Raw genomic sequence first — 15,939 nt, 5'->3', positions numbered from 1 at the left:
CGGCTAAAAGCAACTAAAAAAGATTACAAAAAGACTAAAAATTTCTATTTTTCGCTAGATATAAAAAAGCTCAAATCAATTCAATTATTTGACACAGGTCCCGAATATTTTCGGGAATCCAGCAAATTTAACAGTACTCTATTAAATACTGACTAAATTTTATATCAAAGAACGTTTCGTTAATAAACTCTAATTTACTTTTTTTGATTTCACGGTAAAACATTCAACCTCACAGTTAATTATCAATCCTTTAACCTAGAAACTAGGTTTTAGAAAAGCGTTTTAAGCTTAACAATCTTTAAGTTTTTATCCCGATAGTTATCGAGATTCCGTAAAAACAAAAATTCAATAAGAGTCCAAACTGAAAAAAGTAGCTATAAAACTACTTTTAACAATTTATTTCTTTTTATGACGATTAGCGCGTCTACGTTTTTTACGCTTGTGCGTCGCTACCTTGTGTCTTTTTCTTTTTTTACCACTTGGCATAATAAATAATTCTTTTTAATTAATATTTTGTTTAAATGCTTTCTTAGTTAACCTCAACATTAGTCTTTACACCTTCTAAAAATACTTTAGCAGGTTTAAATGCTGGTATGTTGTGTGCAGGAATTTTTATTGTAGTATTTTTTGAAATATTACGACCTGTTTTTTCAGCTCTTGTTTTAATGATGAAACTTCCAAAACCTCTTAAATACACGTTATCTCCGCTTTCTAAAGATGTTTTTACTTCTTCCATAAAGGTTTCTACTGTTGCTTGAACATCACCTTTTTCAATACCTAACTTATCAGATATTTTTGCTACCAAATCAGCTTTTGTCATTTGTTATTAGTTTTAGGGTTACTATAAATTCTAAGGGATTGCAAATATAGGTAATTTAATTTCAATAGTTCAAACGTAATTAATTAAAATTTAACACAATAAACATTTAATTTTGCTTTTCAATATAAAAGCCCCATGGAATTCAAAGACAAACTAATCAACTGGTATTCAAATAATAAGAGGGAATTACCTTGGCGAGAAACATGCAACCCTTATCATATTTGGCTTTCAGAAATTATTTTACAACAAACTCAAGTTAAGCAAGGTTTACCATATTATGAAGAATTTGTTGCCAATTACCCTACCGTTTTTGATCTTGCTAGCGCTTCTGAAACTTCAGTTTTAAAATTGTGGCAAGGTTTAGGATATTATTCTAGAGCTAGAAATCTTCATACGACAGCAAAACACATAACCACCGAACTTAAGGGACATTTTCCAGATAACTATAAAGACCTCTTAAAATTAAAAGGTGTGGGCGATTATACGGCCAGTGCGATTGCTTCCATTGCCTTTAACGAAGTTGCTGCTGTAGTTGACGGTAATGTTTATAGAGTTTTATCGCGCTATTTCGGTATTGAAACCGCCATCAACTCAACAAAAGGAATCAAAGAATTTAAAACATTAGCGTCGTCTTTAATAGATAAAGAACAGCCTGCAACCTATAATCAAGCTATTATGGAGTTTGGTGCGCTACAATGCAAACCAAAAAATCCTGATTGCGAAGTGTGTCCTTTAAAAGAAAGCTGTGTTGCACTTCAGAAAAATAAAGTAGCCACGCTGCCCCTTAAATTAAAGAAAACCAAAGTCACTACAAAGTATTTCAACTTCTTAGTCTGTATTGACGCTCACAACAAAATAGTGTTTGAAAAGCGCACGAATAAAGGAATATGGCAAAACCTCTATCAGTTCCCCTTAATTGAATCTAAAAAGAACCTAAACGCTGATGAATTTCACCTTTTAAATTTAGACGGCTCATTCTTAAAGACAATGCCTTTTGATTATGCTCTATATAATGACAAGCCCATTGTACACAAACTTTCGCATCAACACCTTTATACAAAGTTTTGGATTGTTGAAGTAGAGCAGCTTCCTAAAGATGCTATTACGGTTGATTCCTTAGCAACATATCCAGCCCCTGTACTTATAAGTGATTTTATTGAAGCCTTCAACTTTAATTGATATATGATTTAGAACCTTAAAAAAATCACATTTTTTTATTACTTTTAAAGTAGTGCTATCAAAAACTGTAACTTTGCAACTTAAAACGAGATTATTATGGCTGGAACACTGAATAAAGTAATGTTAATTGGAAATTTAGGAGATGAAGTGAAAATGCATTATTTTGATGATAAAAACTGTGTTGGGCGTTTTCCTATAGCTACTAGTGAGACTTACACTAGCAAACAAACTAATGAACGTATTACCAATACCGAATGGCATAATATTGTAGTCCGTAACAAAGCGGCTGAAATTTGTGAAAAATACTTATCTAAAGGCGATAAAGTTTATATAGAAGGGCGTATAAAAACCCGAAAATGGACCGATGACAAAGGCATGGAACGCTATTCTACAGAAATACAATGTGATGAGTTCACTTTTTTAACCCCCAAAAGTGAGCAACAACAATCAACCCCTTCTAATGCTATTCCAAAAACGCAACCGTCTACGGCTCCCAAAGCAACACCGGAAAGCGATGATGATTTACCATTTTAACCCTAAAATATTATCTTAACTTGGATCCTGAACCCACGGTTTTAATTTTACATTTATTAATAATTAATACACCATTTGTAACGAGTATCGTTATACTTATTATATTATTAATGTCCTCTGCACTAATTTCCGGAGCTGAAGTCGCTTTATTTTCTTTAACTAAATCAGACTTAGATAAAGGCCTAGAAAACAAAACACCTGCAATGGAAATCATTGCCTCACTTTTAGAGCGACCAAAAAAATTATTAGCCACCATATTAGTTGCTAATAATTTTATTAATATCGCCATTGTTTTGTTATTTGCCTATATAGGAGAAACACTTTTCAGTACGATTAATAATACCCTCTTACGTTTTTTGCTTGAAGTTATTTCGGCAACCTTTTTAATCTTGCTATTTGGAGAAATCATTCCTAAAATTTATGCCAGTAGAAATAGTGTTGAATTTTCTTCGTTTATGGCAAGACCTTTACGCGTTTTAGACGTTATCTTTTCGCCATTAAGTTTACCGATGCGCTTTGTAACCATTCAAATTCATAATAAATTCGGAAAACAGCGTTCTAATTTAAGTGTTAATCAATTATCACAAGCCCTAGAGCTTACTAATGATGAAGACACCACACAAGAAGAACAAAAACTACTAAAAGGTATCGTTTCTTTTGGAAACACAGACACCAAGCAAGTAATGCGACCACGTATGGACTTGTTTGCTCTAAGTGTAAATACTCCCTACGAAACTATTATTAAAGAAATTATTGAGAATGGCTACTCCCGTATTCCTGTTTACGAAGAAAGCATTGACACTATAAAAGGCGTGCTTTATGTAAAAGATTTATTACCGCATCTCAATAAGAAAACGTTTGATTGGACTAGCATTTTACGTCAGCCTTTCTTTGTGCCAGAAAACAAAAAGTTAGATGATTTAATGTTAGAATTCCAGACTAAAAAAGTACATCTAGCTGTTGTTGTTGATGAATATGGTGGTACCTCTGGACTCGTTTCACTTGAAGATATTATTGAAGAAATTGTAGGTGATATAAGTGATGAGTATGACGATGATGATTTGGTTTTTACCAAATTAGATGATTACAACTATAGTTTTGAAGGTAAAACGCCGCTTAAAGATGTCTATAAAATAGTCGGTATTGAAGACGATATTGAACTTTTTGAAGCGAAAAAAGGTGAAGCCGAAACACTTGCAGGCTTTGTTTTAGAGATTTCTGGTGGATTTCCAAAAATAGGAAGTAAAATAAATTATGAAAAATACGTTTTTACTGTAGAAGCTTTAGAGCGCAAACGTATTAAACAAATTAAATTAACTTTATTAGATTTGTAAACCCTTTCTGTATTATTATAAGCGATTGTTTATTGTAAAACAGATAGAAATCTAATAATTAAAAAGATTCCCACACTCCTTGAAAAAAGTATGAAACGAATTGTTTTACCCATTTTAAGCCTATTGATGTTAAGTTGTGGTGATGACCCACTACCAAAACCTAAAGGCTATTTAAGATTAGAATACCCTAAAGCTGATTACGAAAAAGCGGAGATTCCTTTACCGTTTTCTTTTGATAAAAATAAATTAGCAGCGCCAATAACAAGCGTAAAATCTTCAGCAAACACTAATGGTGTAGATGTTAAATATCCTGCTTTAAAAGCCACTATTTATTTGACTTATAAAGAAGTTAAAAATGGGAATTTAGATAGCCTATTGAGAGACACACAAAACCTAACTCAAAAGCATACGCTTAAGGCTGCTGAAATCTCACAAGGTGAATTTTTAAACGCTGAAAACAGAGTTTACGGCATGCTCTATGAAATTGGAGGCGATGCGGCATCACAATCACAATTTTATGTTACCGATAGCATTAATCACTTTTTGAGTGGTTCACTATATTTCTATGCTAAACCTAATTATGATTCTATTTATCCGGCTTCAGAATATTTGAAGAAAGATATTAAGCGTATTATGGAGAGTGTACGGTGGAAAGAGTAAAATAAGAACTGTTTTTAAAACTTAAAATCATATAAAAAATGCCTATCATTTCTGATAGGCATTTTTTTTATTAAACTAATCGATTGCTTAATCTACAATCCATTCGCCACCTTCTTTGATAAAGGTTTCAGTTAATTCATTACTTCCATAATCATACATTACATATGTAATTGCATATTTCTGTCCTTCTTCAGCATTAGGGTCTAAATAATCTAAGAAAAACAATAAAGTTGTAGTTACTTGTCCTGACGTCCAGTTGTAATCATAGTTATGATATTCAGAAAGCGTACCAACGATATTAGTATACTCTGGGTCACTAACAAAAGCATCATGAATATATTCATAATCCGGATTCGTTAATGTATATCTAATGGTGTTATCTGGCACCCAAACACCATCTTCAAAACCAAACTGTAATGTTGTAGCAATGGTTGTTTGAAAAGGAACCCACACCCCATCAGTAAAGGTATATAAATCTCCTCTAATTTGTGTTTCTCCACTAGAATAGTATTTATACACAACAAATAGTTCATCTTCTTCTTGAGCATAAGGATGTTTTATACTTAAAAGTGCAGGAACATAACCACTAGGAGGAACAGCACTACTAAAGTTATCATATTGTCCTGGTTGATTAGAGCTTTCTCCCATAGCGTTGTAGTCTGCTGAGCTTAAATAATAAACACCTTCAGCAGCCTCCCAAGAACCATCAGTATAAGTAAAATAATCTCCTTTTACATCATAATCTCCAGCGATACCAATTGCCTTAACTAAAAGCTGATCGACTTCCCAAGTTGAAGCGTCATCAACTGTAGAAATATATCTTAGTGCTACATGAACTGTTTCACCTTCAAAATCTGATAAGTCATAATCTTCAGATAAAATAAAATCCCAACTATCGCCTGAAGGAATAAGTTCAAAATCTACAATTTCCCAAGTAGCCTCTGTAACATCATCTCCTGAACTATAATCTGAAGATATAAGCACACTTAATAACGACACATCATCAGCATAGTTTATCGCTTGATTAATTTGCAGGCTTACGCTGCTTTCATCTTCTAAATCAATTTCTGGAGAAATTAACCAATCTTCATTATCAAAAGACACATCGTCATAACCGCTCATAATAGCATATTCTGCACCACCATAAGCACCTGCTTCCCATACTTGGCCATCACCTGTAACATTAATGCTTTCAAAACCATCTAGTGAACCATTAAAACCAAAAGTTTCTATTTCAGAAATTCCAACAACTGGCACTTCTGTATAATGATTATAAGTTACTAAAACCAGTTGTCCTTCTTCAGGCTCGGTAAATTCCTCTTCTAAAAACGTAGGGATTTCATCAGTTGCCATTATATCTGGGTAAAAACCATTAACATCACTACCTGTAGAAGCGTAATTAGCAGTAGATAACTCATAAGTACTTGCAGAGGTGTAATCACTTACGCCTTCAGCATCTCCAATGTATAAGTTATAATTTACTGTAACAGAAGACCCGTTACCCCAATTAGGAAACATATCTGCAATAAAATCTGGCAACATTTCTTTTGCTTCTTCTTCAGAGTTAAAATTACCGTATTCTAATTCTAAAGTTTCGTAATCCTCATCGGTTAAAGTGTATTCTTCTACACCAACCACAGGGTTTTCTAGCGCATCAATTTCATTATTAATATCTTCTAGTGGATCACAACCTATAAAGGCCATACCTACTATTGCAAGTAAAAAAATTATTTTTTTCATATTTCAATTTTATTAAAAATTAAGTTTTGCTCCAAGACTAAACGTTCTTCCAAAACCATAGTAAACTTTAGATGTTTTATAGGTAGATGGTGGAATATATCCTGCATCACCAGGTTCTCCAACAGCAGAACCATCAAAAGCATCAGCGATATAAGTCACATCAAAAACATTATTTAATCTCGCGATTAAAGTAGCATCGAATGGACCAAATTTAAAACCATGACTTATAACTGCATCAAAAGTACCGTAAGCTGGGGCTTTCCATGCATCTGGAGCGTCTTCATCACCTCTATTACTTGGGTCAAAATCAGCATATAAATTATCAAAATAATTATAATCTACACTAAGTCTTGTTTTATCTGTTAATTTATAAGTTGTCCCTAAAGCTAAAGTCGTTTGTGCAGCATCACCTACGTGTAAATCCTCGATATAAAGATCTACGGTTCTCACTACTTCTTGATCTTCATTAATAATATCTACATCAGTTACATTGTTTTCCCATCTCCAATCTCCTAAAGATGCCATGCCTGTTAGTGTAAATTTATCTGAAGCTCTGTATATAAAGTCGAGTTCAATACCTTGGTGAAGTGCATTAACACCTAATACATTGGCATATGCTCTGGTATCATCTGGTTGTTGAAAACCAATTGATTCTGTTCTATCTCTCCAAGTTGTTCTATATAAGTTAACGTTAGCTGTTAATTTTTCACTTCTAAAACCATAACCAAGTTCAAAACTTAATATTTTCTGGTTTTCTGCATCTTCATTAGTATCGTGATTATTAAAGTTAGGGAATACAGCATCAAAACCAGGTGCTTTTTCAAAATACCCAACGTTAGCAAACACATTATGATTTTCATCAAGATTATAGTTTGCACCACCTTTAACACTATAGCCTAAAAAGTTATATCGGTCAGACTCTTGTAATGGGTCGCTATCTAAATAGGTAAAATAATCGACACGTTTATAAGAGGTGTTAGAACCAGCAAGTGATAAGAATGCTGATGTTTTATCTTTTGAATATTCTAATTGACCAAAAAGACCTGCCCAACCTACAAGGCCATCATTATAATAACTGTATTTATCGCCTACTTTAGCTAATGCATCAGGATCATTTACATTACCATCATCTGCATAATATTGACCTCCAAGTAAATCTTTTACTTCGTTATAATGAATTCCTTTATAGTCTCTTAAATCTATACCCGTTAATAATACTAAATCATCAGATAAATCTATAGTTAACGAAGATAAAATACCATACCAATTGTGGTTGTTATTGGAAGCTCTCAATATGGTCTCTTAACCATTAGCACCATTAGCAACGTTTTCATCTACAATTTTATCAAAATCAATTGGTCCATAGGTTCCAATTCTATAGTCACTCATGCCATTAGTTCCGATGCCAAATTTATTAACACCAGCGGTTCCTCCACCACCTCCAGTACCAAAACCAGCATAAACAGCAGTTGACAACTCCATATTGTCACTTATATCCCAATAGTGATTTAATGATATTTGTGGTTTGTGATAAAAATTATCTTCTGCATACGTAACCTGACCATTTTTATAACCCCAATCTGAGTTGTATTTAATACCACTATCACTGTTTCTATACGTCTCTATTAATTGCGAGTTTTGTCTTTGTCCATGAAATTGTTGCGCTCCAAAAGCTGTTAATGATAATTTGTGATTATTACCAAGCTCTTTTGAAACATTGAGAAAATAAGCCACGGCATTAAACTCTGTACCATCTACATAACCATCACCATCTGTTTTAGATGCCGATACTGTTACCGCAAGACCATTATCCATAAGACCTGTAGAATAAGTCGCACTGAATTTTGTATAGCCATCATTACCTAACGACGTAGACACTTTTCCGCCTTCTTCAACATCAGTGGTTTTAGATAAAATATTAATTGTTCCACCAATAGATGGCACAGCGACTCTAGAAGCCCCTAAACCTCGTTGCACTTGCATTGAGCTTGTTACATCCGAAAGACCTGCCCAGTTGCTCCAATACACCCTTCCGTTTTCCATATCGTTAACAGGCACACCATTAATCATAACAGCAACGTTTTCTGACTGAAACCCTCTAAGGTTAATTCGACCATCACCGAAACCACCACCAGATTTCGTAGCATATACGCCAGGTGTGGATTTTAAAATTTCAGGAAATTCTTGAGTTCCTAATTTTAAATCAATATCAGCAGCTCTAACCGTAGAAACAGCTACAGGTGTTTTTCTGTCTACGGCAATAGAAGCAAAAACTTGAACTTCTTGTAAGCCTACGTCACTTGGTATTAAAGTAATCGTTCCTAAATTAGTATTACCATTAAAAGCAATGGTTTGACTAACGTAACCTACATAGGAAACCACTACCTCTCCAGAATTGGTTTTAGCTTTTAGACTAAATTCACCATCAAAATTTGTGGTAGCTCCATTTGTCGTTCCTTTTACCAAAACATTAGCACCAGGAAGCGGTGAGTTCATGTCACTATCAATTATAATACCCTTGATAGTACTCTGGGCATATGCAAAAGTTGTTACACTTGTTAAAACAACTATACATAAAAAAAGATTAAATTTTTTCATATAAAATTTAAGTTAATTAGTTTTTTTTATTAATCAATGTAAAACTAAACAATACAACACTTTTAACATTAATTTAATATTAACAATTAAATAACATTTTGAAAAATATAGCACCCTACGCCAATAGTGACCTAAGCACAAAGCCTAGTTGTTTTGTTAACAACATTTTAACACAAACTAATAAAACCGCAATAATTATCTTAAAAAGATACCAATTATCCACTCTAAATCAAATCGCCCCTGAAGACTAGCTATTTAAAACTTAACCGCTAGGCTAGTTACGATAAATCAGGCATCAATTCTGTTATGAGTTTACTCCATAAAAAAAAGGCAGCCATTTGGCTGCCTTTATCTGTAATTTTATCTTCTAAATGTTTTAGAAGTTATAACGTAAACTTGCGTTAAACGTTCTTCCAATACCTAAATAGTAACCATAAGCATCCTTTTGGTTAATATAAGCTTCATTGAATAAGTTGTAAACGTTAGCTCTAAATGTTAATGGATTAGCTCCTAAAGAGAATCTATAAGTTACACCAGCATCTGCTAAAGTATAAGCTGGTAATTTAATTGACTCATATACGCCATTAGATAATGCAGTATCTGCAACATCTGCAGGATCAACAAACTCATATAAACCAGAATAAATGTTATAATCCATATCTACAGAAAGTCCTTTTGCGATATCAGCTTTAAAACCAAAACCGAAAGAAGTTTGAGGTGCATTACCAATTTTAACATTTGTTAAATCTACGTTACCATCGCTAGTAATGAAATCTCCAGTATCATCATTTTGTAAGGTATATGGTGTTTCACCATCATATTTCCAGTTTCCAACAGAACCAAATGTTCTAAATGACCAAGACCCACCATAAGGACGGTATTCCATATCAAATTCAACACCATTGTGTCTTTGTGTAACATCTGTTAATCTATAAGTACTAAATTCATCATCAGCAGTTCCAAGATTACCATCGGCACCAGCTTGAGCAGGACCATTAATAGATAAGAATCTGTTACCCCATTGTGTACTGTAAACATCAACATTAACTCTTAACGTTTTATTTTTAAAACGGTAACCAGCTTCAAGACCTGTAATTTCTTCATTATCTACGTCTGGTTCAGCAAGTGCATTGTCATATCTAATATCGCTAAAGATATTATCTAAGAAAGGTTGACGTGAGTAAAAACCTGCATTTGCAAAGAAAGAATGCTCAGTATTGATTTTATAAGCAGCACCACCTTTTACATTGTAACCCTCTTTACTTACTTTATCAGATTTACCTAAACCATTTCCTCTTCCTTCAAAGAAACCTTCTCTTTGGTAAGACTGTGTAGAAACAGCACCTTGAACGAATGCTGAAAAATTATCATTAGAGTATTCTGCTTGACCGAAAGCACCTAAGTATTGAATTACTTCTTCATAGTTATAATCATATCTTTGATCATTATCAGCAAAATCAAATAAGGCTGCCCAAGGATCAGCATCAAAAGTTTCTGTAATTACATAATCACTGTCACGACCTGTTAAATAGTTATCATTATAACCGTCTAAACCTAATGTGTTTTCTAACTGTCTAAAGTGAATTCCGTTATAAGTTCTAGCATCAACACCAAAATTCATTGACCAGTTTTCATTAGCATCGTATTCTAAGTTAGATAATAAACCGTACCAGTTATGGTTGTTCATAGAAGAACGTCTTAAATAAGAATCTCCATAAGTTCCGTACTGACCACCATTAATTGTTGTAGCCGAAGCAATGTTATTTAACTCAATCTGATCAAAATCGATTTCCTCAGCGTTTAAGCCATCACCACCAACTCTTACTCTTCCGTTACCAACATTTCCGGTTCCACCACCACGTCCCCATGATGCATATAAAACGGTAGATAAATCTAATTTATCATTGATATTAAAATCCCAGTTTAAGTTAGCAATTGGCTTATGGTAAAAGTTACGACGCTCCGTATAACGCTCACCTTCATAAAAACCAGTATTACTGTTCGCTTTTTCTCCATAAGCTTCGTAAAACTCAAGATCTTGAGAAAAATGTTGATCGTGCCATTGTGGAGCACCTGTCAATAATAAGTTAAATGTATGCTTGTCATTTGGTTGGTAACCTACAGAGAACATATAGTTTTGCCCCTGACCTGCAGTACCAATTGAATATTTTCTATGTGCTTGCCAGTGATCTAATAATACTGAAAAAGCCCATCCTTTATCGTTTATACCTGAATCATAGCTTAATGTACTTTTTACATAACTATCATTACCACCTAAAAATCTTACAAAACCACCTTGTTGTTTTTCAGTCGTTTTAGACACAATGTTTACAGTACCACCTACAGAAGAAATCGCTAACTTAGAAGACCCTAGCCCTCTTTGAACTTGAACCACATTAGCAACATCTGACATACCAGACCAGTTAGACCAGTACATTCTACCATCTTCCATACCATTAATTGGTTGACCATTTAACATGTAAGCTGTGTTTGTTTGATCAAAACCTCTTAAGAAAATTTGGCTATCTCCAAATCCACCTGCTTGGTTAGAAACATATACAGATGGTGTGTTTTTCATAGCTTCACCAAATTCTACGTTACCTGCAGATTTTAATTTTATGTCTCTACCACTAATTGTAGAAACAGCCACAGGAGTCTCTCTACTACCTGCTAAATCTATCACTCCAGAACCAACAATTAGAACTTCGTCTAAAGAACTGTCTGTGTTTAAGATAATGTCTCCTAAATCTACACTACCACTAAACTTAACTACCTTAGTTTGGAAACCAACATAAGAGATTTCAATTTCACCAGATGCAGCATTAGTTGACAATGTAAAATTACCATCAAAATCTGAATCAACACCGTTAGTTGTCCCACTTTGAAGAACGTTAGCTCCCGGAAGTGGTGAGTTTGTTTCAGCATCTATTATTCTACCCGTAATAGTGCTTTGAGCAAATGTTACTGTAGTGCATAGTAACATCACAGCAAAAAATAAAAATTGATTAAATTTTTTCATTATTAAAATTTTCAGTTATTGTTTTAATAGCGCAAAATTACGTAATACAATAATGAAAACATTAACTTAGTGTTAACAATAAAGCTGCCTAAAGATAAATATTAAATCAATAGAAATTAATTTAAAAATATCGAATAATTAAGATTTTTTAACAATTAACCTTGTAAAAATCTAACAAATTAGAAGTTGAGGCATCATGATGTTGCTTGGTTTTTTCATCTTGAAGCTCAGCAAGAATAGATTTTGCTAATTGCTTCCCCAATTCTACTCCAAATTGGTCATAACTATAAATGTTCCAAATGATTCCTTGAACAAAAATTTTATGTTCATACATAGCGATCAGCTTACCTAAACTCTCTGGTGTTAATTTTTGAATCAACAAAGAAGTGGTTGGTTTATTACCTTCAAATACTTTAAAAGGCACTAATTTAGAAATGACTTCTTCAGACATAGCCCCACCTTTAAACTCCGCTAAAACTTCAGCTTCGGTTTTACCATTCATTAAAGCTTCTGTTTGTGCAAAGTAATTAGACATCAATTTATTGTGATGGTCTTTGTTTCCGTAAAGCGATTCAACATAACCAATAAAATCGGTTGGAATCAACTTTGTACCTTGATGAATCAGTTGAAAAAAAGCATGTTGTGAATTGGTACCTGGCTCTCCCCAAATTAAAGTTCCAGTTTGGTAATTTACTCTATTGCCATCTCTATCTACACTTTTACCATTACTTTCCATGATACCTTGTTGCAAATAGGTCGCAAACTGGTTTAAGTATTGGGTATATGGGATTATAGCTTCACTTTCAGACTGAAAAAAGTTATTATACCAAACGGTTAATAACGCAGAAATAACAGGTATGTTTTCTTTAAAATCAGCAGTTTTAAAATGCTCATCCATTTTGTGCGCTCCTTCTAATAAGCTTTCAAAATGTTCATAGCCTAAAGCTAAACTAATAGATAAGCCTACAGCGCTCCACAATGAAAAACGTCCACCAACCCAATCTTTCATTGGGAAAATATTAGCTTCAGCAATCCCAAAGTTTTTTACACTTTCAATATTAGTAGATACCGCAACAAAATGTTTAGAAACAGCTTCTTTAGGTAGTGATTCTAAAAACCATGCTCTAATGGAATTAGCATTGGATAAGGTTTCTTGTGTTGTAAATGTTTTAGACACAATCACGAAAAGTGTGGTTTCCGGATCTAAATTTTTAATAATCTCTTTATGGTGATCTCCATCTACATTACTTACAAAATGAGTGGTTAATTGATTTTTGTAAAACTGTAGTGAATCCACTACCATAGCAGGTCCCAAATCAGACCCTCCAATTCCAATGTTTACCACATCGGTAATAGCTTTGCCCGTATGACCTTTATGGTCTCCATTGACGACCAAATTTGTAAAGTCTTTAATTTTATTTTTTACTTGATGCACTTCTGGAATAACGTTTTCACCATCAACAAAAACTTCTGCATCTTTAGGCGCTCTAAGTGCCGTATGCAACACCGCTCTTCCTTCGGTAGCATTAATGACATCGCCATCAAAATATTTTGAAATCGCATCTTTCAACTCTAATTCATCAGCTAAGTTTACTAATAAATCTAAGGTTTCTGTAGTGATTCTATTTTTAGAGAAATCGGCATAAAAATCCTCCCATTTTACCGTTAGGTCATTCGCCCTTTCAGCATCAGCACTAAATAAATCTTTTAAATGCTGCGATTTAATGGTTTCAAAATGTGCTTGTAATTTTTTCCAAGCGTTTGTAGTGGTTGGGTTCGTTGCTTTTAGTGCCATTATTGTATATCTAAATTTAAATCTTCAGTTATGGTATTTTCAGTTTCTTTTGGCTCTGCCTCAAGGAAGAAAATATTATCTAAACGTTGTTTGATAGGTTTTATATGTTCTAAGTATTTCACCTTTAAACTGTCTGAAATAGGTTCTGCTTCGGGTAGTTTTTCTTTAAAAGGATCCACTTGTCGACCATTTTTCCAAAAACGGTAGCAGACGTGTGGGCCACCTGTATTTCCGGTCATACCTATCCAACCTATAATATCGCCTTGTTTTACAAATTCACCCTTTTTTACATTTTGAGCTTTCATGTGTAAATACTGGGTGCTGTAAGTAGCGTTATGTCTAATTTTAACATACTTCCCATTACCACCTCTTCTGGTAGATTCGGTTACGGTTCCGTTGGCCGTTGCCATAATTGGTGTTCCTATTGGCGCTGCAAAATCGGTTCCCTTGTGTGGTCTTATTCTATTTCCGTAATACGCTATTCGTCTTTTGAGATTATAACGCGACGAAATTCTACTAAATTGAACAGGTGCTTTTAAAAAGGCACGTCTTAGGTTTTTTGCATCTTCATTAAAGTAATCCACAATACCTTTTATAGAATCGGTTTCAAACTCAAAGGCATATAACGAATCTTTGTTATGCTCAAAATAAGCAGCTTTAACATTATGAATTCCCGCATAAATCGTGTCGTCAATATATTTATCGGTATAAATCACTTTAAAACGGTCCCCTTTTTGCAAACGTCTAAAATCTATAGTCCACGCATAAATATCATCTGCCATTTTATAGGCTAATCGTTGACTTAAGCCTTTATCTTCAAGCGTTTTTGAAATACTACTTTCTATAACACCTGTCGCGGTTTTTTCAACATAAGTTATTGGCTTTCTACTGGTATAAGCATGTATAGAATCTTTTAAACCTATAACTACATATTCTTCTTGATTAGGCTGATAGATAAACGTCGTAGGACTCGGTAAGCTATCTTTTTCGGATGCCTTTGAATATAATAAGGTATAAGGTTTTCCTTTTTGTAGTTTTCTAATATCGAAGGTGTCTTTAGTGACTTCAGCTATTTCAAAAATATTGGGATAACCTATATTATTACGTTGCATAATCTCACCAAAACTATCGCCAGATTTAATGGTGTCGCGTTGCACGATGTATTCATTGATATCGAAACCAAACTCTAGAATTTTTTCTTCTTCAACAACTTCAGCTTGTTCTTTTACTTTAGCGATTTCAGCAGAATTATCTTCTTTACACGTCCATACACTAATTGCAATAATGAGTATTGCTAGGCTATTTTTTAATTGCATTAACTACTTATAAATTATTTCCCCAATTTTCTAATTCTTCTGCACTCCATAATTCTGGGAAGAAAATACGTTTCTGATATTTAGGGTGCATGTATTTTTTCCAATCGCTTCCTCCTGTCGCTTCACCATCACCGATACCGCTATCAATGTAGTGTTTTGCTGCATTGTAATGACACATTACCCAAGAGACATTTACGGTATAATCGTAATGACGCATGGCTTTTATAAGCTCATCATTTTTCTGGTCTTTTTCAGGAAGCTCTTTAAAACGTGTCCAAAGATTTTTGGTATTATAGGTTTCCATAAACCTTAAAAATTCGTCTTTGTAACGTTTTTCAAAATTAACTAAAAGTGTGGATTTTTTTCCTGTTTTATGGTCTTTTCCTGCGGCTTGCCAATATAAATGTTCAAAAGCGTGTGTGAACGGTGTATTTCTATCTATATTTTTTCTAAATCTGTAATCGATAAGATTAATTAATTCGGTAGAAGCGAATTCTATTAGTCTATATTGTGCACTTTGAAAACCACTGGCTGGCGTTAAGGTATATCTAAATTTCATATACTGCTCCACATCCATACCTTCTCTCATAATATTGAAAGACGTGGACAGCATATCAAAATAACGACTAATACGCATCAATTTAGTTTCAAAAAACGTTACGTCTAAATCTTCTTTCTCTGCGACTTGAGAAATTTCCCAGAGAATCATTTTAAAAAGCAGTTCATTAATTTGATGATAAGCAATAAACACCATTTCATCGGGCAATGTGGTACGTTGAATTTGAAGGTTCAATAAGGCATCGGTTTGAATATAATCCCAATACGTTATAGGTTTACTATACAAAAGACCATATAAATGGTCGTCGGTATCTTGGTCTATTTTGGCGTACTTTTCTTCAAGCGCTTTTACAATTGTATTGTATTTTTTTTGCTCTGACATATTT

Annotated in this window: 12 protein-coding genes; 4 read left to right on the top strand and 8 right to left on the bottom strand. The window is 33.7% G+C overall.

Translation table 11 applies throughout. The features are described from left to right. Positions 1–529: 529 nt before the first annotated feature. Positions 530–820, bottom strand: coding sequence for an HU family DNA-binding protein (locus tag HM982_RS09835; protein ID WP_110474016.1), 291 nt, complete (start codon positions 818–820; stop codon positions 530–532). A 135-nt stretch (positions 821–955) separates the two neighbouring features. On the opposite strand from HM982_RS09835, the gene mutY reads away from it, so the two are divergent. The 4 genes from mutY (at position 956) to gldD (ending at position 4,527) form a co-directional block, all read left to right on the top strand. Then, on the top strand, positions 956–1,999 hold the full coding sequence (mutY, locus tag HM982_RS09830) for an A/G-specific adenine glycosylase (protein WP_179352988.1): 1,044 nt from the start codon (positions 956–958) through the stop codon (positions 1,997–1,999). 96 nt (positions 2,000–2,095) lie between these two features. Continuing rightward, complete coding sequence (locus HM982_RS09825) at positions 2,096–2,533, top strand: single-stranded DNA-binding protein (RefSeq protein WP_179352987.1); 438 nt, start codon at positions 2,096–2,098, stop codon at positions 2,531–2,533. Between the two features lie 20 nt (positions 2,534–2,553). Next, the gene (locus HM982_RS09820; RefSeq protein WP_179352986.1) at positions 2,554–3,867 is read left to right on the top strand and encodes a gliding motility-associated protein GldE; all 1,314 of its coding nucleotides are present in this window, start codon (positions 2,554–2,556) and stop codon (positions 3,865–3,867) included. A 90-nt stretch (positions 3,868–3,957) separates the two neighbouring features. Next, positions 3,958–4,527 (top strand): gliding motility lipoprotein GldD, encoded by a 570-nt coding sequence (gene gldD, locus HM982_RS09815; RefSeq protein WP_179352985.1) that lies wholly within the window; start codon positions 3,958–3,960, stop codon positions 4,525–4,527. A gap of 87 nt (positions 4,528–4,614) precedes the next feature. Here the strand turns inward: gldD and HM982_RS09810 are convergent, their stop codons facing one another. The 7 genes from HM982_RS09810 to HM982_RS09785 form a co-directional block, all read right to left on the bottom strand. Further along, entirely contained in the window at positions 4,615–6,267 is a 1,653-nt protein-coding gene (locus tag HM982_RS09810) for a choice-of-anchor J domain-containing protein (RefSeq protein ID WP_179352984.1), read from the bottom strand. Between the two features lie 12 nt (positions 6,268–6,279). After that, positions 6,280–7,560 carry a TonB-dependent receptor domain-containing protein gene (locus HM982_RS18655; RefSeq protein WP_317167425.1) on the bottom strand — a complete coding sequence of 427 codons (1,281 nt, stop codon included), beginning with the start codon at positions 7,558–7,560 and terminating at the stop codon, positions 6,280–6,282. A gap of 9 nt (positions 7,561–7,569) precedes the next feature. Continuing rightward, the gene (locus HM982_RS18650; RefSeq protein WP_317167424.1) at positions 7,570–8,865 is read right to left on the bottom strand and encodes a carboxypeptidase-like regulatory domain-containing protein; all 1,296 of its coding nucleotides are present in this window, start codon (positions 8,863–8,865) and stop codon (positions 7,570–7,572) included. Between the two features lie 376 nt (positions 8,866–9,241). Then, a complete protein-coding gene (locus HM982_RS09800; protein ID WP_179352983.1) occupies positions 9,242–11,884 on the bottom strand; it encodes a TonB-dependent receptor in 2,643 nt (880 codons plus the stop codon). Between the two features lie 148 nt (positions 11,885–12,032). Continuing rightward, on the bottom strand, positions 12,033–13,679 hold the full coding sequence (gene pgi, locus HM982_RS09795) for a glucose-6-phosphate isomerase (RefSeq protein ID WP_179352982.1): 1,647 nt from the start codon (positions 13,677–13,679) through the stop codon (positions 12,033–12,035). After that, positions 13,679–14,995: a M23 family metallopeptidase gene (locus tag HM982_RS09790; RefSeq protein ID WP_179352981.1), complete on the bottom strand. Its 1,317-nt coding sequence runs from the start codon at positions 14,993–14,995 to the stop codon at positions 13,679–13,681. Before HM982_RS09790 ends, pgi begins: the two co-directional genes overlap by 1 nt. 7 nt (positions 14,996–15,002) lie before the next feature. Then, positions 15,003–15,935, bottom strand: a complete 933-nt coding sequence (locus HM982_RS09785) for a tryptophan 2,3-dioxygenase family protein (protein ID WP_179352980.1) — start codon at positions 15,933–15,935, stop codon at positions 15,003–15,005. Positions 15,936–15,939: the final 4 nt, after the last annotated feature.

The sequence above is a fragment of the Winogradskyella vidalii genome (assembly GCF_013403955.1).
Lineage (GTDB): Bacteria > Bacteroidota > Bacteroidia > Flavobacteriales > Flavobacteriaceae > Winogradskyella > Winogradskyella vidalii.
This window is presented reverse-complemented; position numbering and strand designations above follow the sequence as displayed.